Source organism: Bacillus sp. FSL W8-1141 (assembly GCF_038593205.1).
GTDB lineage: Bacteria > Bacillota > Bacilli > Bacillales > Bacillaceae > Bacillus > Bacillus altitudinis.
Map to the genome: position 1 here is coordinate 3,364,410 of NZ_CP151973.1, position 22,825 is coordinate 3,387,234.

24 protein-coding genes are annotated in these 22,825 nt (G+C 40.1%); 13 read left to right on the forward strand and 11 right to left on the reverse strand.

The genetic code is table 11. From position 1 onward, the window contains the following. The first annotated feature begins 24 nt into the window (after positions 1–24). The 5 genes from NSQ52_RS17290 to NSQ52_RS17310 all read left to right on the forward strand — a co-directional run bounded on the left by NSQ52_RS17290 (position 25) and on the right by NSQ52_RS17310 (position 4,108). On the forward strand, positions 25–870 hold the full coding sequence (locus NSQ52_RS17290) for a transporter substrate-binding domain-containing protein (RefSeq protein WP_342474120.1): 846 nt from the start codon (positions 25–27) through the stop codon (positions 868–870). A gap of 41 nt (positions 871–911) precedes the next feature. Continuing rightward, a complete protein-coding gene (locus NSQ52_RS17295) occupies positions 912–1,589 on the forward strand; it encodes an amino acid ABC transporter permease (RefSeq protein WP_007497584.1) in 678 nt (225 codons plus the stop codon). Positions 1,590–1,599: 10 nt separating this feature from the next. After that, positions 1,600–2,340, forward strand: a complete 741-nt coding sequence (locus NSQ52_RS17300) for an amino acid ABC transporter ATP-binding protein (protein ID WP_342473658.1) — start codon at positions 1,600–1,602, stop codon at positions 2,338–2,340. 193 nt (positions 2,341–2,533) lie between these two features. After that, positions 2,534–3,742 carry an ammonium transporter gene (locus tag NSQ52_RS17305; protein WP_008343343.1) on the forward strand — a complete coding sequence of 403 codons (1,209 nt, stop codon included), beginning with the start codon at positions 2,534–2,536 and terminating at the stop codon, positions 3,740–3,742. An 18-nt stretch (positions 3,743–3,760) separates the two neighbouring features. Beyond that, on the forward strand, positions 3,761–4,108 hold the full coding sequence (locus NSQ52_RS17310; protein WP_007497589.1) for a P-II family nitrogen regulator: 348 nt from the start codon (positions 3,761–3,763) through the stop codon (positions 4,106–4,108). Between the two features lie 81 nt (positions 4,109–4,189). On the opposite strand, the gene NSQ52_RS17315 is transcribed toward NSQ52_RS17310, so the two are convergent. Further along, positions 4,190–5,086, reverse strand: coding sequence for a peptidoglycan DD-metalloendopeptidase family protein (locus NSQ52_RS17315; RefSeq protein ID WP_039165313.1), 897 nt, complete (start codon positions 5,084–5,086; stop codon positions 4,190–4,192). 127 nt (positions 5,087–5,213) lie between these two features. Between NSQ52_RS17315 and NSQ52_RS17320 the strand changes: the two genes are divergently transcribed. Further along, positions 5,214–5,711: a GNAT family N-acetyltransferase gene (locus NSQ52_RS17320; RefSeq protein ID WP_008343345.1), complete on the forward strand. Its 498-nt coding sequence runs from the start codon at positions 5,214–5,216 to the stop codon at positions 5,709–5,711. A 32-nt stretch (positions 5,712–5,743) separates the two neighbouring features. Here the strand turns inward: NSQ52_RS17320 and NSQ52_RS17325 are convergent, their stop codons facing one another. The 3 genes from NSQ52_RS17325 to NSQ52_RS17335 are packed head-to-tail and all read right to left on the reverse strand — an operon-like array spanning position 5,744 to position 8,647. Beyond that, on the reverse strand, positions 5,744–6,274 hold the full coding sequence (locus tag NSQ52_RS17325) for a thioredoxin family protein (protein ID WP_007497592.1): 531 nt from the start codon (positions 6,272–6,274) through the stop codon (positions 5,744–5,746). Beyond that, the gene (locus tag NSQ52_RS17330; protein ID WP_024718741.1) at positions 6,271–6,840 is read right to left on the reverse strand and encodes a MauE/DoxX family redox-associated membrane protein; all 570 of its coding nucleotides are present in this window, start codon (positions 6,838–6,840) and stop codon (positions 6,271–6,273) included. Before NSQ52_RS17330 ends, NSQ52_RS17325 begins: the two co-directional genes overlap by 4 nt. A 1-nt stretch (position 6,841) precedes the next feature. Further along, complete coding sequence (locus NSQ52_RS17335; protein WP_144679101.1) at positions 6,842–8,647, reverse strand: ABC transporter ATP-binding protein; 1,806 nt, start codon at positions 8,645–8,647, stop codon at positions 6,842–6,844. A 98-nt stretch (positions 8,648–8,745) separates the two neighbouring features. On the opposite strand from NSQ52_RS17335, the gene NSQ52_RS17340 reads away from it, so the two are divergent. After that, positions 8,746–9,255, forward strand: a complete 510-nt coding sequence (locus NSQ52_RS17340) for a hypothetical protein (protein WP_017368198.1) — start codon at positions 8,746–8,748, stop codon at positions 9,253–9,255. A gap of 47 nt (positions 9,256–9,302) precedes the next feature. Here NSQ52_RS17340 and NSQ52_RS17345 read toward each other — a convergent pair whose 3' ends face one another. Then, the gene (locus NSQ52_RS17345) at positions 9,303–9,701 is read right to left on the reverse strand and encodes a hypothetical protein (protein ID WP_039165303.1); all 399 of its coding nucleotides are present in this window, start codon (positions 9,699–9,701) and stop codon (positions 9,303–9,305) included. Positions 9,702–10,217: 516 nt separating this feature from the next. Between NSQ52_RS17345 and NSQ52_RS17350 the strand changes: the two genes are divergently transcribed. From NSQ52_RS17350 to rpsN, 4 genes are all read left to right on the forward strand, one after another. Further along, positions 10,218–10,640, forward strand: coding sequence for a DUF5362 family protein (locus tag NSQ52_RS17350; RefSeq protein ID WP_007497598.1), 423 nt, complete (start codon positions 10,218–10,220; stop codon positions 10,638–10,640). A 140-nt stretch (positions 10,641–10,780) separates the two neighbouring features. Beyond that, the gene (gene rpmG / locus NSQ52_RS17355) at positions 10,781–10,930 is read left to right on the forward strand and encodes a 50S ribosomal protein L33 (protein WP_003214771.1); all 150 of its coding nucleotides are present in this window, start codon (positions 10,781–10,783) and stop codon (positions 10,928–10,930) included. A gap of 80 nt (positions 10,931–11,010) precedes the next feature. Beyond that, positions 11,011–12,207: a GTP-binding protein gene (locus tag NSQ52_RS17360; protein ID WP_342473660.1), complete on the forward strand. Its 1,197-nt coding sequence runs from the start codon at positions 11,011–11,013 to the stop codon at positions 12,205–12,207. A gap of 16 nt (positions 12,208–12,223) precedes the next feature. Continuing rightward, a complete protein-coding gene (gene rpsN, locus NSQ52_RS17365) occupies positions 12,224–12,493 on the forward strand; it encodes a 30S ribosomal protein S14 (protein ID WP_008343369.1) in 270 nt (89 codons plus the stop codon). Positions 12,494–12,746: 253 nt separating this feature from the next. Here the strand turns inward: rpsN and moaA are convergent, their stop codons facing one another. Together moaA and fdhD are read right to left on the reverse strand one after the other, a co-directional pair. Then, positions 12,747–13,754 carry a GTP 3',8-cyclase MoaA gene (moaA, locus tag NSQ52_RS17370; RefSeq protein WP_061420461.1) on the reverse strand — a complete coding sequence of 336 codons (1,008 nt, stop codon included), beginning with the start codon at positions 13,752–13,754 and terminating at the stop codon, positions 12,747–12,749. 10 nt (positions 13,755–13,764) lie between these two features. Continuing rightward, the gene (gene fdhD / locus NSQ52_RS17375; protein ID WP_024718748.1) at positions 13,765–14,553 is read right to left on the reverse strand and encodes a formate dehydrogenase accessory sulfurtransferase FdhD; all 789 of its coding nucleotides are present in this window, start codon (positions 14,551–14,553) and stop codon (positions 13,765–13,767) included. 134 nt (positions 14,554–14,687) lie between these two features. Here fdhD and NSQ52_RS17380 point away from each other — a divergent pair, with 134 nt between their 5' ends. Beyond that, positions 14,688–15,953 carry an OFA family MFS transporter gene (locus tag NSQ52_RS17380; protein WP_025208127.1) on the forward strand — a complete coding sequence of 422 codons (1,266 nt, stop codon included), beginning with the start codon at positions 14,688–14,690 and terminating at the stop codon, positions 15,951–15,953. Between the two features lie 82 nt (positions 15,954–16,035). Then, a complete protein-coding gene (locus NSQ52_RS17385) occupies positions 16,036–18,384 on the forward strand; it encodes an FdhF/YdeP family oxidoreductase (RefSeq protein WP_326241843.1) in 2,349 nt (782 codons plus the stop codon). A gap of 51 nt (positions 18,385–18,435) precedes the next feature. Here NSQ52_RS17385 and NSQ52_RS17390 read toward each other — a convergent pair whose 3' ends face one another. From NSQ52_RS17390 to murA, 4 genes are all read right to left on the reverse strand, one after another. Beyond that, a complete protein-coding gene (locus NSQ52_RS17390) occupies positions 18,436–19,110 on the reverse strand; it encodes a VWA domain-containing protein (RefSeq protein ID WP_025208129.1) in 675 nt (224 codons plus the stop codon). Positions 19,111–19,191: 81 nt separating this feature from the next. Beyond that, positions 19,192–19,890 (reverse strand): VWA domain-containing protein, encoded by a 699-nt coding sequence (locus tag NSQ52_RS17395; RefSeq protein WP_008343379.1) that lies wholly within the window; start codon positions 19,888–19,890, stop codon positions 19,192–19,194. A gap of 324 nt (positions 19,891–20,214) precedes the next feature. Continuing rightward, positions 20,215–21,237 carry a stage II sporulation protein D gene (spoIID, locus tag NSQ52_RS17400; RefSeq protein WP_144679097.1) on the reverse strand — a complete coding sequence of 341 codons (1,023 nt, stop codon included), beginning with the start codon at positions 21,235–21,237 and terminating at the stop codon, positions 20,215–20,217. 256 nt (positions 21,238–21,493) lie between these two features. Beyond that, positions 21,494–22,801 carry a UDP-N-acetylglucosamine 1-carboxyvinyltransferase gene (gene murA / locus NSQ52_RS17405; protein ID WP_007497616.1) on the reverse strand — a complete coding sequence of 436 codons (1,308 nt, stop codon included), beginning with the start codon at positions 22,799–22,801 and terminating at the stop codon, positions 21,494–21,496. Positions 22,802–22,825: the final 24 nt, after the last annotated feature.

The window sequence follows — 22,825 nt, forward strand, 5'->3', positions numbered from 1 at the left end:
TATTGAAAAGCCTACTTTCTCCTTATACGGAGAACGGCTGAAAAGGAGGAGAAGCTTATTATTAAAAAAAGACGGTTTTGGGTCCCAGCCCTTTTCTCGGTTGCAGTATTACTTCTGTCTTCGTGTGGTTCAAATGAAACAAATGGGAACGGAGATAAACGTAATTCTACAGCGAAAGGGTCGCCGATTTTGGAGGATGGGAAATTTATTTTTGCAGCATCAGGTGAATTCCACCCATTCAGTTACATGGATGGAAACCAGATGTCCGGCTTTGATATTGATGTCGGCAATGCGATTAGTGACAAGATGGGCCTAGAGCCTGTACAGAAAAAATATAAATTCGCAGGCATCGTCGAAGGCGTCAAAGTAGGTAAATTTGATGCGGCCGTTGCAAGTCATACCATCAACGAGGAACGAAAAAAACACGTCCTTTTTTCTCAACCGTATTACTACTCAGGTCCGCAAATCTTCACAAGACCCGGCGCAGATATTCACAGTGCAGATGACTTAAAAAACAAAGAAATCGCTGTCTCTAAAGGTTCGTCTTATGCGGATATTGCCAAAGAACATAGCGGTCAGGAACCGAAATATTACGACAGTGATGTTGTCGCTTTAGAAGCACTAGCCAATGGCAAACACGATGCGGTCGTCACTGATTTTGCCACAGGGGCAGAAGCCATGAAGAAAAAACTAAAAATTGAAGCACAAGAAAGACTCGGGCAAAGTGAGCAAGCAATTGCTGTCTCTAAAGACAATAAAGAACTCATAAAAGAAATCAACGATGCGATTGATGCACTCAAAAAAGACGGAACATTAAGACAAATTAGCGAAAAGTATTTTGACGAAGATATTACCGTCAAACAGGATTAAAACCACGATTGTGCGCCTTTCTCTAGGCGCACTTTCTTCAAATGGAGATGATTGTTTTGCCTACCTTATCACATTTTTTTCAAACGCTGATTGATTCTAGAGGCGTTTTCTTAGAAGGAATGCTGCTCACCTTACAACTCACTGTCATCAGTATTTTCATCGGCATGTTCATCGGGCTTTTCTTTGCCTTACTAAAAATATCCCGCGTGGCCGTTTTCGGTTATATCGCAAATGCCTATATCTTCCTTGTACGCGGGACACCACTCATTGTGCAGATTTTCATCCTGTATTTTGGGCTGACAGAATTAAATATACCCGACTTTTGGGCAGCCTCTATTGCGCTTGCCTTCCATAACGGTGCCTATATAGCAGAAATATTCAGAGGGGCGATTCAATCAATCGATCAAGGTCAAAAAGAAGCAGGACGTTCTCTTGGCATGGGGCGATTTCTAACCATGAGACGTATCATTCTCCCGCAAGCGATGCGGCGCGCCCTCCCCCCTCTCGGCAATCAGTTTATTATCGGCTTAAAAGATTCATCACTTGCTGCCTTCATCAGCGTCAATGAACTCTTTAACATAGCCACCACTCAAGGCTCCAACAGTTTTGACAACATGACGTACTTACTTGTTGTGGCTGTCTATTACTTAGTTCTTGTCCTGCTGTTAACATTCGCTGTGCAAACCGTTGAGAAGAAACTATCAGTCAGTGATCATTAGGAGGAGAAGCATGACAGAATCAAAAGAGATCATTCGTGTTGAAAAACTGAATAAACACTTTGGAGAGCTGCATGTCTTAAAAGATATCGACCTCACTGTATATGAAAATGATGTCGTCGTCTTAATTGGTGCAAGCGGCTCTGGGAAAAGCACCTTACTCCGTTGTATGAATTTTTTAGAAATAAAAAATGACGGTCAGATCATCATTGATGGCAGTCCCGTTCATCCAAAACGAGATCAATTAAACGAAATGAGGCAGAAAATAGGCATGGTGTTTCAGCATTTTAATCTCTTCCCGCACAAAACCGTGCTTGAAAACATCATCGAAGCACCGGTCATGGTGAAAAAAACAAAGAAAGCACAAGCGATAACTGAAGCCAATGTCTTATTAGAGAAAGTCGGACTAGCGGATAAAGCAAAAGTGTACCCTTCAAAGCTATCAGGCGGTCAAAAACAGCGCGTTGCCATCGCACGAGCTCTCGCCATGAAGCCCGATGTCATGTTATTTGACGAGCCCACTTCTGCGCTGGACCCAGAGCTTGTAGGCGAAGTGCTGCAAACCATGAAAAGTCTTGCCAAAGAAGGCATGACAATGGTCATCGTCACTCATGAAATGGGCTTCGCAAAAGAAGTAGCTGACCGAGTTGTTTATATGCATGAAGGACGAATTGTCGAACAAGGTACCCCATCAGAATTATTTAATTCCCCTCAAGAGGAGCGAACCAAATTGTTTCTCAGTTCGATTTTATAGGTCAAATGCCCTTTATTTTTCGTCGTTCATACACGTTTATTCTCATTTTTTACGAACTTTTCATCCATTTATATTGATAATGACCAAAAAACCATGTTAGATAAACTTACACGAATATGTTATATATGACTTTTCTCTCTATAATGAAGAATTAAGAAATCTATTAATTCTGAATGATTCGGGGGAATGCAGCATGCAAATGGGTGATACAGTATTTATGTTCTTCTGCGCACTACTCGTGTGGTTAATGACACCGGGTTTAGCCTTATTCTACGGAGGACTTGTGAGAAGTAAAAACGTGTTAAGTACGACAATGCACAGCTTAACCTCACTAGCCATTGTCTCTATCGTCTGGATCGTGTTTGGCTATTCACTGGCCTTTGCGCCAGGCAATGCATGGATCGGAGGCTTTGACTGGGTTGGACTAAAAGGAGTTGGCTTTGAACCTGGTTCATATAGTGATACGATTCCACATTCATTGTTCATGATGTTCCAAATGACCTTTGCTGTCCTCACAACAGCCATTATCTCTGGTGCCTTCGCTGAACGTATTCGTTACTCAGCGGTGGTCGTGTTTACACTCCTTTGGGTCACATTTGTATACGCTCCAGTCGCACACTGGGTATGGGGTGGCGGCTGGATTGGCGAAATGGGAGCACTTGACTTCGCCGGTGGAAACGTCGTCCACATTTCATCAGGTGTGGCTGGTCTAGTCGTAGCCATTGTTCTCGGGAAGCGAAAAGAAGCGGCAAGTTCTTCTCCGCATAACTTGATCTACACACTTCTTGGCGGAGCTGTGATTTGGTTTGGCTGGTTTGGGTTTAACGTAGGAAGTGCCCTCACATTAGATAGTGTCGCCATGTATGCCTTTATTAACACCAATACAGCAGCTGCTGCAGGAATCATCGGCTGGCTGTTAGTCGAATGGATGATCAACAAAAAACCAACGATGCTAGGTGCAATCTCTGGAGCCATTGCAGGCCTAGTAGCGATTACACCTGCCGCAGGTTTTGTCACACCATTTGCTTCGATTATCATCGGAATCATCGGCGGAATCGTTTGTTTCTGGGGCGTCTATTCACTTAAAGCCAAGTTCGGCTATGATGATGCACTGGATGCATTCGGTCTGCACGGAATCGGCGGTACGTGGGGAGGCATTGCTACAGGCCTTTTCGCCACTACATCTGTCAATGATGGCGGAGCCAACGGCTTATTTTACGGCGATCCAAGCTTACTTTGGAAACAAGTTGTCGCCATCGTGGCCACATACGTCTTTGTTGCAGTTGTCACATACGTGATCATCAAAGTCGTCAACATCTTCTTCAAGATTCGCGCAACTGAAGAAGAAGAATCAGTCGGTCTTGATTTAACGATGCACGGCGAAAAAGCATATCAAGATTAAAGAAAAAGGGGTGCCTCTATGAGCAAAATGTATAAAGTGGAGATTGTCACACGTCCAGCTAATTTTGAAACATTAAAGGTGGAGCTTGGAAAGATTGGTGTCACCTCGATTACCTTTTCCAATGTGCACGGTTGCGGATTACAAAAGGGACATACGGAACTATACCGTGGCGTCAAAAAGGAAAGCAATGTGTACGAACGTTTAAAGATTGAAATCGTCTTAAGCAAAGTACCTGTTGAACAGGTCGTGGAAACGGCTCAAAAGGTACTTCGTACAGGAGAACCAGGGGATGGGAAGATTTTTATATATGAGATAGAAAATACAATCAACATTCGGACAGGTGAAGAAGGACCTGCCGCCTTATAATCCATCCTCCGCCGAGTGCGGGGGATTTTTTAAGACAGAAAAAAACCTCTGCATATTCATATACACAGAGGCTGCAAGGTATTAAGATTGTTTTGTTTCTTCTGACTGACTGCGGTCTTTAGAGGAATCAGAAGACTTTTCTTGATCAGAGGATTTCCCCTTCTCATCAGACTTATCTTCAGATTTTTCTTCAGCCGGCTCTTTTGCCTTATCGTCAGCAGCAGGTTCCTTCGTTTTTTCATCAACTTTTGGCTGAGCAGGTTCTTTTGCTTCTTCTGTCACTTCTTGCGCTGCTTTTTCAATGGAAGAAACAGGCTTATCAATGAAGCTAAGTGGATTAAGCGCTAATCCTTCCATACGAATTTCAAAGTGAACATGGTTGCCGCTTTCAGCACCATATAGATTCTTACCAGAAGCACCGATGACATCATTCTGCTTTACTTCATCGCCTTCTTTTACACTCACTTGAGACAACGATTGATAAACAGTAGACAATCCATCTTCATGTTCAATTTCAACAACGTGACCGAGAACTGGATCTTTTTTCGCCTGAACGACTGTTCCACTAAGAGCAGCTGTGACATCAAACACTTTGCCATCTTTATCTGCAAGATCAATACCTTTGCTTAAGGTATAGGTGTTATTATAGTTTACAAGTGCTGCTTCTTTTTCTTTTTGATCAGCATCTGCTTCATAGAACTTTTTCACGACAGAAACATTCTCAGAATTCTGGACCGGCATAGCGACATTTTCAATTGGCTTTCCAACTTCAACGGCATCATCACGTTGTTCTTGTCCTGTTTGATTTCCATCAGATAGTTGGTCTTTCACATCTTTCGATACAGCTTGATACCAAAGAACGGCTGTTAACACGACCGCTGCGCTGACCAAGTAAATAGCAGGGAATACCCAGCGCTTACGGAAAAATTGCTGAACTTTTGTGATTTTGGAAGTACGTTTCTTTTCTTCCTCTCTCATTTTTCATCACCTCAGCAACATTCTGAACACTTTTCAAAAAATATATACACACGAAATCATTTTTCTTTTTATTTTGCGCAATCGCATCAATAATATGTATGATAAATGAAAAAAGATGGGGGTACATATGGTGAAGACTTTCAACCGCATGGCAACAGAAGATGACCTCAAAGAGATCGTCGATATCTACAATTCTACGATTGCTTCAAGGGAAGTAACGGCCGATACAGAACCTGTTACAGTAGAAGACCGCCGTCAGTGGTTTTTGAATCATTCAGAGAAACGTCCTCTCTATGTGAAAACAGATGAGGAAGGAAATATCTACGGCTGGCTCAGTTTTGAAACGTTTTACGGCAGACCTGCATACAACGGTACTGTTGAAATGAGTATTTATTTGAACCAAAACTATCGTGGAAAAGGTTTAGGGTCATTGTTCTTACAAGAGGCGCTCGAATTGGCACCCTCATTAGGCATCCGAACGTTACTTGCCTTTATTTTCGGCCACAACGAAGCCAGCATCAAATTATTTAAGAAGCACGGCTTTGAGACTTGGGGACATTTGCCACGCATCGCAGAAATGGACGGCAATCGGTACGACTTAGATATTTTAGGAAAAGAGTTATAAACGGAGCGTCTCTTGAAGAAAGAGACGCTTTTTTATGAAGCATGCACCAACTGCTCAAATTGCTTCGCATTTTGAAGCGATTTTCTTTTCAGAATGATACCATGTTCATCAATCAGAAGCGCTTGCGGAACAACTGTTACTCCATACAACTCCATAATTTGTGATGAGCGCATATAAACAGCTTGCTCCGGCAGCAATTGAAGAAGCGAGGCATCATCGGCTTGTTCATCTCCATTAATAACAATCACATGAGCATCATCATGTGAAGTTTGAGGCTGCACATCAGACAAAATACTTTTACAAGTCATACAAGTAGAATTCACAAATAACAGCATCACAGCTCGCCCATTTTGCAAATACTCCTTCAAGATCACCTTTTCACCTACATGCGAATAACTGCGAAATAACGGAGCCGGGTCACCAATATCCGCTTCCTTCAATTCAATTCCATCAAGGGACTTTATTTTATTCATAAATCTCCCGATAAAACGGGCAAGCAAAAAAACGACAGCCAGCTGGGCAATGACAATTAATAACACAATGATTAATAAAATATCTGTCATTTCATTTTATCTCCTTCTATAATTGATTCATCTGCAATCTGGAATGAGTCGATCCACTTTCGCTTCAATAGCACAATTTCTTGGCTGACCGCTATGATCAAACATACAGCCGCTGCAATGAGAAAACAAATCATTTTCAACCGCAATGAAATCATTTCAACACTAGGATGTACATAAAATAACCCTGCCACAAGAGTAAGCATCAGCAGATTACGAATCACAATCCCCCAATGCAGGCGATCGTTTTCCAGTAACCCTCCACAACCGCACGAAATATCACGATGCCCCCTAATTAAATTGAACGTAACCGCTCCAGTATAAATACATAACAGGGCTGTAAGGCCAATTGCAGGCAGGACAGACATGTTCCATATAAACAAATGAACCGTACAAACCAATTCAATCAACAAAAATAAATAAAACATAGGTGCCGCAAAAGAAGGCGGCAACAACCGATAAGCATTGATCTGCTGGACATGTGCCTTCTGTTTCCTTGCTTTATCGAGCCATGCACCCGCAAAAATGATTCCTAGTAAATAGACGCCTATGAAATAAAAGACACTCACCTTACACCATCTCCTTTTGTTGAAATAGTTGAGATTGTGCCTCGTAAAGCCTTCTGTACTCTCCGTGCAACGCCATCAGTTCATCATGGTTGCCCTCTTCAATAAAAGCACCATCTTTCATGACGATGATACGGTCTGCTAAGCGGGCCGCTCCCATACGATGTGTAATAAACAAAACCCCTTGATCCTGCGTATGATCGAATAACTTTCGAATGAGCGAGATCTCCGACAGCGGATCGAGAGCAGAGGTCGGTTCATCTAAAATAATAAAATCACTTTCTCTAAAGAAGGTTCTCGCCATCGCAAGCTTTTGCCATTGTCCGCCAGACAATTCATGTCCCTCTTCAAAAAAGCGACCTAGCTGCGCATCATATGTGTCTTCCATTTGATTAATTCTTTTCTCTATACCTGCTTGGCGGGCGGCTGAAATCAACCGCTCTTCCTCTTCTATATCATCAATACGGCCAAACCCTATGTTTTCTCTCACAGTGAATTCGTACTTCATAAAATCTTGAAAAAGAACAGCCATTCTCGCATGATAGGTCTTTTTATGGATGGTGGAAATATCCTCTCCATTGACTTTGTGCATATTCTGTTGATCTGGATCATATAAGCCGGTTAAACATTTGATTAAAGTGGTTTTACCGGACCCATTATCTCCTACTAATGCAATTCGTTCACCTTTATTCATATGAAAATGAATATGCTCAATCGCTGGTTTTTTCATATTCGGATAAGTAAAAGAGAGATTGTCTAATGTAATGGACTGGATATGCTCAATTCCCTGAAGCGACGCTGCCTCTTCTGTCTGTTCATGTTCATGCATTTCCTCTTCTCTCTTTTGAAAAGCTCTCATTTCATCAACATATAGGCTTGTTTCATATAAACTAGAACATTCTCTTGTTAAATCTTGAAACCCACTTTGAATGTTTTGTACAGCTTGCAGCACTGCAACAAACGTACCCGCTGCTAATTTTTTTTGAAAAATAAGAAAGACAATCAATAAACCACAGCACACATAGGCCAATGTCATAAGCAACCCGCCTGCCATCTCCCAGCGCACTTGGCGTTTCAGCAAATTATATTTTTCATCTGCACTTTTAACGTAGTGACCTCTCCACTTTTGAAGAAGATAATTCCCTATTCCATATAAACGAACTTCCTTTAAAGAATCTCGCTGCGCGACGAGATCAGATACATACATTTCTCTTCGATCATTAGCCGTTAACAAACGATTTAATCGATAACGTGCGCCTCCAAAAAAAAGTTCAATCCATAATACAGGCAAGGTAAACAAGAACAATATGACCGCTAAGCCCCAATGAATACCGATCATATAGATAAGAAGTGATACAACAGTAATCAACGCGCTCATCATTGTAAAAATACTTCTCACCATACTGAGAACATGCTGATGACTGTTCATCACACGTTGACTTTCATTGTAAAATGACGGGTGCTCAAACGTAATAAACGGCAGTCTTATCGCTTTTTGAAGCAATTCACCTTTCAAATGCAGACCAATCAGATTTGTTGCTTTCTGTTGACTAAGCTGAAGAATGAATTGAAGCCCATATCCTAAAATCACAATGACCATTTGCAGTCCAAATAACCACAAAACCTTTTGGATGTCACCTGAAGACGTCATAAATAAAATAATTTCATTAATCAAAGTTTGAATAATCCAGACACTAGCCAAAGGCATAAAACCAACGATCACTTGAATGAACAAAGTTAAAAGAAGATAAGAACGACTTTTTTTCCAAGTATAGGAGATTGCATATAAACAATGGTTCACTGTACTCATGAGATGCTCCACCTTACACCATTTAGTATAATTGACATATTTTTGATATTTGTAATATGATAGCTTTGCGTAACTTCACTTTGAGAGGACGATATACGATGAATTCAATTTTTCTTTTACAGCTCGCTCTTATGATTTGCAGTCTTCTATTAACGGCTGGAATTATCATCTATTTAAAACAACAGATGCAGCTTATCATCTTACCTATAGAACACGTGGGGCAGAAACTTGCGCATCCACTTCTCGAACAGCCATCACCCATTCACATGAATGATCTGCTGCAAACAAATCGTACACAACAATTACTGATCTTCACTGACACAGCATGTCCGCACTGCATTCCATCACTCGAACAATTCCTAGAAACAAAAAAGCAGCGTAAACTAAACGTTTCATTGAGTATTTTGTTGAAAAACGGGCAAAAAAAGGACCAAGAATTATATCGTGATAACGAAACAAACTTGCGGATTATTCCGGTAGACGAACAATTGATAAACGCATTCCAAATTCAGGAGTTTCCTTTCTACATCATGGTAGAAGACAATGATACCATCTCATATGCAGCACCTTTTCCAGACGGTCTTTATTCAAGACTAGCTGCAAACTAAAGATAAATGAGGCATGTGAAGAGCATAAACACATGCCTCATTTTTTATTATTGTGAATTTGGCTGAACATCCTTCCCTTTTTCCTCTGCAGCGATATCATTAGCTTCGCTTGAAGCGGATGTTTGTTCCTCAGCTTGTTCAAACTCACTGCGAGCTTCATTTGAAATGTCAACTTGATCACCGTGCTGATTCACAGTAACAGAAGAAGATCCCTCTTTTTGAACCTCTTTCTCTAGTTCCTTTAATTTAGAAACATGAAGCTCTAAATCTTTTCCTTGCTGAACTAAAGTCAGTTGTTGAAATAACGCCTTTCTCTCTTCTGGAGAATGGTCGCCTTGAACAATTTGCGCTGCTTGGGTCAAAAAAGAATTTGATGTATGGCCTGCTTGACGCTTATTTGACGTCTGCATAGCATTTGTTACTAATGAAATTGGAGTTATGCTCATGCGTTCACACCCTAATAAATAAGATACTTAGATTTAGCAGCCACATTTAACGCGTTCTTGGCTAGTACAAATCTCACCTGTGTCACGATCCACATAGTAACGGAAAGTTCCAACGCCTTGAAGGAAACAAGTTGGTGCTGATTGGCAAGAAGTTACCAATCTTTGCAAAATACATCTAGCAGCTGCAGGTTGAACATTGGTCATTTTGTTTAAAATTCGATCTAACATATGAATTCCACCTTCCAATTTTTATGGTAATACAATACAATAATAACCAATTGATAGACAACTAACAACATATTTTGATAAATTTTCTAATTACTTCAAACTACTTTTCTTATTTATGACAAAATTTATCGATTAGAATTGTAGTAATTGCTACTTTTTTCTTATTCAAAAATAATTTATTTATCCATAAAAAGTAAATAAAAGATAGAAAAAAGGTCAATTCACTCTTCCTAAAGTACTACTTGCTCAAGTATGATATAGAGTGAATACATAAAGGAGTGAACACAATTGCAACAAACTGAGAAAATCATTCAATCTCTTCATTCAATAACAAAGTGGGGAAAGGTTGGGAGCATCTTTCTCTATATTTCAGGTGGTTTATCCATCCTCAGTGGGTTTTGGCTTGTTCTTCCTGCTGCCATTGGCGTTTTTCTGATTATGATGGGAATACATGTCCAAAAATCCGTGAAAGCAGCTGAACAATTGATTCAAGCGCCTGATACTTCTTACGAAGAATTATTGGAACAATATGCTAAGATGATGAAAATGCAAACACTGTTTGCGATTTCAAGTATCGCCGCCGTTATTCTCTCATTCATCGCGATTGTTTTAATGTTTATACTAGGTGGACTAGCCTTTCTCCAAGAACTCCCTACCGATGTCCAACAGTACGAAGATTATTACGAAGAAGAACTTGGTGACTTTTATTAATAGAAAGGGGTATCAATGAAATAGGATACCCCTTTTTTATTTGAGTTGGCATAGACTTGATACTAAACTTGACAATCAGCCTTTATCATTTTAAAATACAAATCGTAATCATTACGAAATAAAGGAGGATTATAGCAATTATGCGCGTGAAAATCACCTTAGCCTGTACTGAAACAGGTGACAGAAACTATATCACTACAAAAAATAAACGAACGAATCCAGACCGATTGGAGTTAAAAAAATATTCTCCACGATTAAAGAAATACACCCTTCATCGGGAAACAAAATAATTTTTAAGATTTAAATCGTAATCATTACTATATAAGTGAGGCGGCATACAAAATGAGCATGTTCAAAAGGACTAAAACAAATGGATAAAAGAATACCTGTCACAGTTCTAAGCGGCTTTTTAGGAGCTGGAAAAACCACGATATTAAATCATGTTCTTCAGAATCGTAAAGGCCTAAAAGTAGCTGTTATTGTCAATGACATGAGTGAAATAAACATTGATGTGGAATTAGTTAAGCAAGGCGGCGAACTCTCTCGATCAGATGAGAAACTGGTTGAACTATCTAATGGTTGTATTTGTTGCACATTGAGAGAAGATTTATTAATTGAAGTAGAACGCCTTTGTAAGGCTGGGAATATCGATTATATTGTCATTGAATCTACAGGTATTAGTGAACCAATTCCTGTCGCTCAAACTTTCTCTTACATTGATGAAGAAATGGGCATAGATTTGACACGTTTTTGCAGATTAGACACGATGGTAACGGTGGTAGATGCAAACCGTTTCTGGACAGATTTCCAGTCAGGAGAAAGTTTATTGGATCGTAAAGAAGCAGTTTCAGATGATGATGAACGAGAGATTTCCGATTTACTTATTGATCAAATTGAATTTTGTGATGTGCTCATTATCAATAAATGTGATCTTGTATCAGCATCAGAACTAGATCGGCTTGAGCACGTGTTAACCAAACTTCAACCAGAAGCAGCCATTATTAGAACCTCTAAAGGTAACGTAAAACCTAGTGATATTTTGAATACTGGTTTATTCGATTTTGAAAAATCTAGTGCTTCTGCGGGCTGGATCAAAGAAATTAATGCTGGACACTCTCAGCATACGCCTGAAACAGAAGAATACCAAATCTCATCTTTTGTTTATGAAAGAAGGCTCCCTTTTCATACTGGCAGACTGAATGCATGGTTAGATCAAATGCCAGAGCAGATTGTTCGAGCGAAAGGATTTACATGGCTAGCGACACATCATGATTTAACCATTTTAATTTCGCAAGCCGGAAAATCTGTGGCAATTGAACCAATCGCATACTGGATTGCTGCCTTGCCTGAGCAAGAACGATCACGGATCTTAAATCAGGAACCAGACATTCTAGATGAGTGGGATGCAGAGTTTGGTGATCGACATACAAAACTTGTCTTTATCGGTGTAGATTTACCTAAAGCAGATATTATTCGTACACTAGATCAATGCTTACTTACACCTGAAGAATTTGATCAAGATTGGACAACGTTTGAAGACCCCTTTCAATGGAACATACACACTTAAACCAGGAGGGTTTTAAATGGCAAAGAAATCAAAGATAGCAAAAGAAAAAAAGCGGCAGCAGCTCGTTTTGAAATATGCACAATTAAGGAAAGAGCTAAAAGAAAAAGGTGACTATGAAGCTTTGCAGAAACTACCTAGAGACTCTTCACCCACTCGCTTAAAAAACCGCTGTGAATTAACTGGCCGTCCTAGAGGTTACTTGAGAAAATTTAAAATGTCTCGAATTGCTTTTCGTGAGCTTGCCTATAAAGGACAGATTCCAGGAGTGAAAAAATCGAGTTGGTAAAGATTGATTTGATCTTAGCATAGTTCCTATCAATGTAAAGCAGGACAAAATGAATAAAAATCTCTTTTTCATCCTTACTCCGTCAATTTTGAGGTGCAAAATAGCATTTTAAAAAACAGCAGAATCTCTGCTGTTTTTTTATGGGGCCGAGCTTATAGGAAAGATTGTCCTGATGTGAAAAGAAGATTTTCAACATTGATTATAGCATTTTCTCTTCTTTTCAAAAATCGATGATCATGATACTTTGTTGTCATTACCCGCCGATGTAGGACATCTCAACTTTTTTCTGATCTTTCTTTTGCTCTCTCTCAGCTGAATATTGATCCTGTCTGTTTGACCAAAGTTCCTTCAATATGTTCAATAGGTATTCATCATTTTCTGAATTACGGATGAATCGTCTCAGATCAAAACCCGATGATGCAAAAAGACAGGTAAATAATTCGCCACGTGCAGATAGTCTAGCTCTATTACACGATCCACAAAAAGCATCTGAAACGGAAGAAATAATGCCAATCTCTCCTGACCCATCCTCATAAAAATAACGCTTGGCTACTTCCCCTTGATATCGAGGAGGTTCTGGTTTGATAGGGTATTTTGAATGAATTAGCTCCATAATCTCTTTTTTCGTCAATACATGCTTGAGATTCCATTTATTCGTATTGCCAACATCCATGAATTCAATAAATCGTAGAATGTGTCCTTCTTTTTTAAAATAGGCTGCCATTGGTAAGATATCTTGATCATTCACACCTTTTTGGACAACCATATTGATCTTAATAGCAAGTCCAGCTTTTTTTGCAGCCTCTATCCCATCAAATACTTTTTGGATAGAAATGTGTCTTCCATTCATCTGCTTAAAACGATCTGGATTTAAAGAATCTAAACTAATGGTGACTCTATTCAGACCTGCTTTCTTTAGCTTATCTGCGTACAAAGGTAACAGCGTTCCATTGGTTGTCATCGCGATGTCTTCAATACCTGGAATTTTTGCGAGTTTTTCTATCAAAACGGGCAAATCTTTACGCATTAAAGGTTCACCGCCCGTAATACGTAATTTCACCACACCTAATTCCTTTGCAAAAAGCGCAGCAAGTCGTTCAATTTCCTCGAAGCTAAGTAGCTCTTCTTTATCTAAAAAAGGATAATCTGGTCCAAAGATTTCAGCAGGCATACAGTACGTACATCTAAAATTACAGCGATCTGTTACGGATATTCTTAAATCGCGCAATGGTCGATGTCTTTTATCCAAAATACTGACCATACTTAGCCTCCTATTCTGTAATACGCTGATGATGAGTATAGATATTAAAAGATTCTCCTCTTACGAATCCAACTGTTGTTATATTTAATTCTTCTGCCATTTTAAGTGCTAACTCAGTAGGAGCTGATTTTGATATGACGATTGATACTCCTAATTTTGCTGCCTTCAACAAAACTTCAGATGATATCCGGCCGCTAAATACAAGGATTTTATCTCTCAGTGGGATTTTATGAAGTAAACAATATCCATAGATTTTATCCAACGCATTATGCCGTCCTATATCCGTCCTAGTGATGAATAGCTTTTCTGTATCACACAGTCCAGCATTATGGACACCACCAGTATGTTGAAATAACTGACTTTCCTCCTGTAAACATTTCATTAAATGAATACAAGTTTCAGCAGAAATACTGATTCGGTCAATGGCTGTTTTTGCCGTCTTCACATCTTGGAGAAAATAAAAATGTCTTCCTTTCCCACAGCAAGATCCGATCACTCGTTTTGTAAAATCTGAGGATTGGAACTGAGTTGTGTGATGTAAGTCAACATATGCAAAACCCATACTTTCATCTATTGTAAACCTTTTAATCTCTTTTTCAAATCGAATGACTCCTTCTGAAGCTAAAAAACCGATCACCAATTCTTTCAAATGATCCGGTGAACAAACGAGTGTGACAAACTCTTCACCATTCACCAGCACGGTTAAAGGGAATTCTTCTACAACTTCATCTGTTTTACATGTCATTTGACCTTTGCGATATTGGTGTATGCGCCGTTTCGTTTTAACAGAAGGATTCATGATCTGATCTTCCTTTCAACACAAATTTAGTTATATGAACCAGACGAATTGTGATATTATTTTAAAAAGTCATAAAAATGTAACATATTTCTATCTTATCAAACTTTTTGTTTGCTTTATATGGAGGGAACACAATGAATAAAACAAAAAATCGTTGGCTGATCGCTACAAGTGCTGTGGGGATTCATTTATCTATCGGATCTGTTTATGCATGGAGTGTTTTTACGAATCCTTTACATCAAACCTTTCAATGGTCATTAACAGAAATAAGCCTGACATTTAGCATCGCTATTTTATTTTTAGGTTTATCAGCTGCCTTTATGGGGCATTTCGTTGAAAAGTATGGGCCGAGGGCATCAGGGCTCTTCTCAGCTATTTTCTTCGGCATTGGGATGACTGGATCAGGGTTTGCTGTCCACATGTCTTCATTACCTCTCCTCTATTTATTTTATGGTGTACTCGCTGGAATCGGATTAGGTGTAGGCTATATTGCTCCAGTATCAACATTAGTCAAATGGTTTCCAGATCGAAGAGGACTCGCAACGGGTTTAGCCATTATGGGTTTTGGGTTTGCTTCTCTGATTTGCAGTCCCATTATTCAATTTCTCATTGAAAAAGTTGATATTGCAAACACCTTCTATATTCTCGGAATCTCTTATTTTATTATCATGGTCGTTTCATCTCTTTATTTATCACCACCAACACCTGATGATGTCAAACAATTTAACGTGCTAAAAACAAGCCAAAGGAAAATTCCTCAAGATTTATCACAGCTCACCGCAAATGAAGCCATTAAAACACGGCGTTTTTATTATTTGTGGGTCATGCTCTTTATTAATATCACATGCGGAATTGCTATTATTTCTGTAGCATCACCGCTTGCTCAAGAAAGTGTTGGTTTCACGGCGGGTGCAGCAGCTACTCTTGTTGGAATTTTAGGTGCTTTTAATGGGCTAGGACGGATCGGATGGGCATCCTTCTCTGATTATATCGGAAGGCCAAATACGTATACGATTTTCTTTACTATACAGCTCATTGCTTTTCCCTTACTTCCCTACTTAAAAGAACCGCTCATCTTTTCAATCGTGATGGCGATCATTTATACGTGCTACGGAGGAGGGTTTGCTTCAATTCCAGCCTATATCGGAGATTTATTTGGTACGAAGCAGCTAGGTGCCATACACGGTTATATTCTCACCGCTTGGGCCGCTGCTGGTTTAGCAGGACCTTTATTTTCCTCCTTTATTCGTGACATTACAGGCAATTACACACAAAGTCTCATGGTCTTCTCTGGCCTATTTTTCATTGCGTTTATCATATCTCTTCTCATTCGGAAGGATATTAAACAACTTCGTGAATCAAATCTTACTGCTCCTTCTTCTGTCACGGTCCGCTCTTAATATGAATTTGACAGAATGACAATCTACAGGTAATTTTTAGATATGAAAACGCTTTACAAAATGATAGGAGGGTGACGATATCATGGGAAAAACAAAACACAAGGGGCCTATTAAACTCAACAAAAAACCCTCACCAAAGCTATGGGCCTCTTTTGCTCCTATGGGGCTTGGAAAAGTAAAACCGAAACACATTCGAGACACAATGAAAGTGGCATGGGAGAACAAAGATAATCTCCCCTATGCGTACCGTATATTGACTCAGGGCGTTTGTGACGGCTGTGCTCTTGGTGTATCAGGTTTATACGATCAAACACTAGCAGGACCCCATATATGCACTACAAGACTGAATGTGCTACGGCTTAACACAATGCCAGCTATTGATCCAAAATGGTTCGAAGATATTGAGCGGCTCAAACAAATGGATAGCACGTCTCTTCGAAAACTTGGGCGTATTCCTTATCCCCTGATTCGAAAAAAAGGTGAGAATGCCTTTACACGCATTTCTTGGGATAGTGCATTAGATCAAATCGCCGCTAAAATCAAATCGATTGATAAACGTCAGCTTGCTTTCTATTTAACGGCTAGAGGGATTACAAATGAAGTGTACTATACTGCGGCGAAAGCTGCGCGATTTATGGGAACAAATCATATCGATAATGCTTCTCGTATTTGCCATTCACCAAGCAAAACCGCTCTTAAACGCTCCCTTGGTATAGGTGCATCCAGCTGTAATTACAGTGATTGGATTGGAACAGATGTATTGATATTTTGGGGCTCTGTTGCAGCAAACAACCAGCCGGTTTCGACTAAATATATGTACGCCGCTAAAAAGAAAGGAACCAAGATCATTGTCATCAATCCATATAAAGAGCCTGCAATGGAAAAATATTGGGTCCCTTCTATCCCAGAAAGTGCTTTATTCGGCACAAAAATAGCGGATGATTTTTATCAAGTCAATATAGGCGGCGATATTGCGTTTATGAATGGTGTCATCAAACATTGGTTTGATATGGAGGAGCAAGCGCCCCATTCCGCTCTTGACCATGAATTTATCCAAGCACATACAACCGGCATAAAAGATGTAAAGCAGCATGTCACTCAGTTAAAATGGTCGGATCTCGAAGCATCGTCAGGCTTATCTAAAGAAAGAATGAAGGAATTCGCTGTACTGCTTGCCAATGCCAATTCAGGGGTGTTTATTTGGAGTATGGGTCTCACTCAGCATCGCTTTGCAACTGATAATATATCACAAGTCGCAAACCTTGCCATGTTACGCGGATTTATTGGCAGAAAACATTGTGGCGTTATGCCTATTCGTGGCCATAGCGGTGTCCAAGGTTCAGGCGAAATGGGTGCCGATCCATTCGTATTGCCCGGCAGTGATTTTGATGAAGAGAATATTAAAAGAATCGAGAAGATATGGGGATTTGATATTCCAAAATGGCATGGTGACACGATTGGGCAATCATTTGAAAAAATGGCTCTTCCAAAAGAACACCCGCAAAAGCTGAAGATGCTGTTTACTAGCGGTGGAAACTTTTTAGAAACGATGCCAAATCCTGAAGCGATTGAAAAAGCACTATCCGAGCTTGAACTCCGTGTCCATCAAGATATTATTTTGAACACCTCTACACTGGTAGAAGCAGAAGAGACTGTGATTGTTCTGCCTGCAATGACAAGATATGAACAGCCAGGCGGCGGTACATCAACCAGTACGGAACGCATGGTGTATTTCAGTCCGGAAATTGAAGGACCTCGCATTGAAGAAGCCAAGGCTGAATGGGACATTTATATTGACCTAGCAAAAAGAGTTCGCCCAGAAGACGCGAAGCTGATTCATTTTGACCATGCTGAAGACATTCGTCGTGAGATTGCCATCGCAAATCGGAACTATGATGGGATCCAGCATTTGCGTCATAAAGGGGATGTCTTTCAATGGGGTGGCGCATGGCTTTGCGAAGATGGGGTGTGTCCAACACCGGATGGAAAAGGACACCTGCTCCCAGCACAGCTGCCTCAATACCGAAAAACTGAGGGGCATTTCAATATCACGACAAGACGAGGCAAGCAATTCAACTCTATGATTTACAGTGAAAAGGATGCCTTTAATGGTGGAAAGCGGCATTCTATCTTGATGAATGAAGAAGATGCGAAAGAGCTTTACGTCCAAGAAGGCGATCCCGTTGTCCTTTTTAATCAATATGGATCCTACCAAGGAGTTGCTCAATTCGGAGAGCTGAAACGTGGAAATATCGCAGTTTATTGGCCTGAAGGAAACGTGTTAATACCAAAAGGGGTTTACGAAAGCTATTCTCAGATTCCAGAATACAATACCACCGCAATATTAGAAAAAGCCGAAACCTTTCATGCAAGAAAAGATCAGCACTACGTGGAGAAACGGATTGATGAATTGGAAACGACTTTAAATTGATCCTTAATGAAAAAACAGCTGGGGGTTTCTCCCCAGCTGTCTTTTCACATCCTATTGACCAAAAGAGTTCGCTTCTTTTTGAAGAATATGATTCAATTCTTCTGCATTTGCTGCTGGTTGATATTGTCCACCACCAGCTTTGGCAACAGATTTTAGACTTTTTGCTTCTTTTTCATTTACATCGAAGCCAATGATATTGACGATTGTGTCAATACCTTCTTCATGTAATTGCTTTGCTGCTTGTGATGGGCTTCCGCCACATGTTTCCTCACCATCGCTGACAACATATACAATATTTTTTCCTTTAGCTTGGTGATCTTCAAAATCTTGTTTCGTATCAGTTAATGCTTTGGCAAGTGGTGTCCATCCTGTTGGACCATACACATTTAGCGCTTGTTGAAAGGTTGCTTGCTCATATGTTCCAAATCCATAAACTGCTTCGGAACTTGCACAAGAAACGGCTTTTCCTGCATTTTTATTCGTTCCTTCATGACCAAAAACACGAAGCAAGACTTGTGTATCTTCTGATAAAATACTTGCGAAACTTTGGATCGAGCGTTTTGCGATATCGATTTTCTTTTCGCCTTCAACCGATTGTGCCATGCTTCCGCTTAAATCAAGTAAAATCACCACATGAGCAGGCTCCTTTTTCGTTACAGCATGAGCTGGTGAAGAAAGAAGCAGAACAAGACTCGCTAAAATGGTTAATATAATATTTCTTTTCATTAAAAAATCTCCCTTTTTTTCATTTGTACAGAAAAAGAGAAACGAAAGCATCAATCAATCGTTTCCCTTTTCTTCAGCAAGTTATTCGTGTAGTTTTAATGATTCTGCTGTAAGGATAGAACCCATTTCTTTCCCAGTGCTTGCTTGGTAGTAATGACCTTTACCAGCTTTAGCTACTTGCTTCAATTGACCTTCATAGCCATCGTTAAAGTCTAATCCAATCACATTGACTACAGTAGATCCCTTTGAGTTATGAAGCTCTTTCGCTACTTTCACTGGATCTCCACCACAAGTTTCTTCACCATCAGTAATTAAGTACACAATGTGTTTTGTTCCCTTATGAAGCTGCTTATCTGCTTGCTTTGCACTTTCAAGAGCACGTGCAATCGGTGTCCAGCCATTTGGTCCAAGACCGTTTAGAGAGTTTTCGAAACTATCCTTTTCATAAGGCTGAACGCCATAAACGCCTCTAATGACTTCACATGATTGGGCTTTACCTGAGTTTTTGTTGTTTCCTTCAGACCCAAACAAGCTCATACGGATTTTAGCATCTTTCGGAAGAGACTGAGCAAATTTAAATACCTCTTGTTTTGCTAAATCGAATTTGCGCTCTCCATCCACTTTTCTTGCCATACTTCCACTTGCATCAAGTAAGATCGTCACTCTTACATCTTTCTTATGTTTTTTGGCTGATGCTGCTTCTGCAAATACTGGTGAAGAGATTGACATTGATAATGTCAATACAGCTAAGGTTACGAGTGTAAATACTTTTTTCAACATGCTTTTCCTTCCTCCTTATGTATTTGATTGAAACATCTTAATCGTAAAATATTCTGTCTTGGAATGGTATAGGACTCGATCCCTTTTTCTCTTTCATCAAAATCACTAAAATTCTGTCAGATGTCTAGATATATTCACCTAACGACTCTTTTGTCACCCTCGTTTTCTCATTCTTTCGAGGGGCTTTGTATCGGCCATCGGTTCTTGTCGGGATGTAAATGTTTAAGATTTCCTGAGGTGCGTCTTAAGTCGCAATTTGTCACATTCTGTTCAAACCTCTTCACACATAAAAAAAGATGCCCCCATTTTGAGGCACCTTTGCTTTTATTTCTTAGCCATATATGTGTTCAGAAAGCGATCAGCTGATTCAATTTTTATCCCTTGATAATAATGTTTCACGATCGCCTCTACTTTTTTGCCTGACTGTGCCATATAATGTGCACCATACTGACTCATGCCCACACCATGGCCATACCCTTTTGTCGTAATCACGATTTGCTGACCCTTTCGTTCCCATGTAAAGTCTGCAGAGTGCAATCCTAGTGATTCGCGAATGTCTCTGCCCGACAATGTTTTTCCGTTAATGACGGCTTTGGCTACTTGATTGCCTGGTGTTCGTTCTACAATTTCTCCCACCTGCTGCTGGCCAAGGGTCACACCCAGTTTTTGCTGAAATTCGCTCACTTTGATGGTTTTCTTGTTTTGGAATTTGGGTGATTTTTCGTCCCATTTGCTTGAGACGCTTTTCAAATAAGGGATTTCATTTTTCCAATAAGCTTCTGCATTTTCGGTTTTCCCATTACTTGTTGAAAAGAAGGAAGCATCAATTGGTTTTTCGTCATACGTCAGTACTTTCCCTTGTGTACTGGCGACCGCTTCTGTGACCTTTTTTAATTTCCAATTGTACGCTTTTCCCCAAATTTTCTTCAGTTCCTGTTTATTTTTGTACACTTGGAACATTTGGGTGTCATCTACAAGAGAACCCTGTGGAGATTTGACGGTTTTATCAATGATCATTTGTCTGACGATATACGTTCTAGCGGCGAGTGCCTGTGCCTTGAGCGCCTCTATTTCAAAATCGGCTGGCATTTCAGAAGCGACGACACCGATCACATACTCTTCTAAGGGGATGTTTTCTACCTGCTGATGCGCTGAACGGTAGACGGGAATGGAGACGGGTGATTGTTTCAATTTGACTGAACCTTTCACTTCTTTTTTAACTGATGGTTCTGCTGCTACGTGTTGGCTGGCTGCTGGTTTTCCTTGGAACGTCGGCAACACGAGTAAGGTTGGAATCATTAAAATGATGATGCAAATTCCTGCGATTGTCCATATCATTGGTTTCATATTGGCTGCCCCCATTTGTCATTGAATCTCTTTTATCCTATGGGCAAGGACAAGCTAATATGACAGCTTCTTTCATTCATTGGACAAGTCTTTTGCTGATATGTTTGTGCTCTTCATCATTTGATTTACTGTTCGTCTTTATGAATAAAATTTAAAATGATTGGATACACTAATGATAAGCTTTTGAAAATGCAACCAGTCTATGATTCTAAAAAAAATCAGCATGCCCAAATGGACACACTGATTTCTTTTATGATTATGCGTTTAGATCTGATACAACTTGTTCTTGTGTCACATCTGCTGATTCATCATTTACTCTTTCAATGTCTGCACCGATTGCTGCTAGTTTTTGGTGGAAGTTCACATATCCACGGTCAATATGCTTCAATTCAGTGACACGTGTATGACCTTCTGCCACTAATCCAGCAAGTACAAGTGCTGCTCCTGCTCTTAAATCAGTCGCTGCCACTTCAGCACCTTGAAGTTGAACAGGTCCATTGATTATCACAGAGCGACCCTCAATTTTAATATCGCCATTCATGCGGCGGAATTCTTCAGCATGCATAAAACGATTTTCAAACACAGTTTCTGTGATCATGCTTGTTCCGTTCGCACGAAGCAATAGCGCCATCATCTGAGATTGCATATCCGTCGGGAAACCAGGATGCGGCATTGTTTTTAGATCGATTGGCTTGAGCTCAGATGGTCCAATGACTCTTAAACCTTCTTCTTCTTCAATGATCTGAATACCCATTTCTTCCATTTTCGCCACAAGTGAAGTCATGTGCTCAGGCACAGCGCCTTTTACAAGAACATTTCCTTCAGTAATGGCTGCTGCCACCATAAACGTACCAGCTTCAATTCGGTCAGGGATGATGTTGTGTTTTGCACCGTGAAGAGTTTCTACACCTTCGATTTTGATTGTACCAGTTCCAGCACCGCGAACCTTACCGCCCATGGCATTGATGTAGTTTGCCAAATCAACAATTTCAGGTTCTTTTGCTACGTTTTCTAAAATCGTCGTTCCTTCAGCCAATGCTGCTGCCATGATGATGTTTTCAGTTGCCCCTACACTTGGGAAATCCAAATAGATTTTTGCACCTTTTAAACGACCATTTACTTCAGCCTCGATGAAACCATTACCTACTTGAATTTTAGCTCCCATTGCTTCAAAGCCTTTTAAATGCTGATCAATTGGTCTTGAACCAATCGCACAACCACCAGGTAATGCAACTCTTGCATGACCTGTTCTAGCTAAAAGTGGTCCCATGACGAGCACAGATGCTCTCATTTTACGGACGTACTCAAACGGAGCCTCAGTTTCTAGTGCATGAGATGCATCTACTGATACTTCGTTATTTTCAAAATGTACTTCTGCTCCTAAATGACGTAACACTTCATTGATTGTATATACATCGGAGAGCGTAGGTACATCACAAATTACGCTTTTTTCTGTACTTGCTAACAAAGATGCAGCGATAACTGGTAAAACGGCATTTTTTGCGCCTTCTACTTTAACTGTGCCGTTTAACTTTTGACCGCCGCGGACGATGATTTTTTCCAAGGTCTTCCCCTCCGCGTCCCAAAT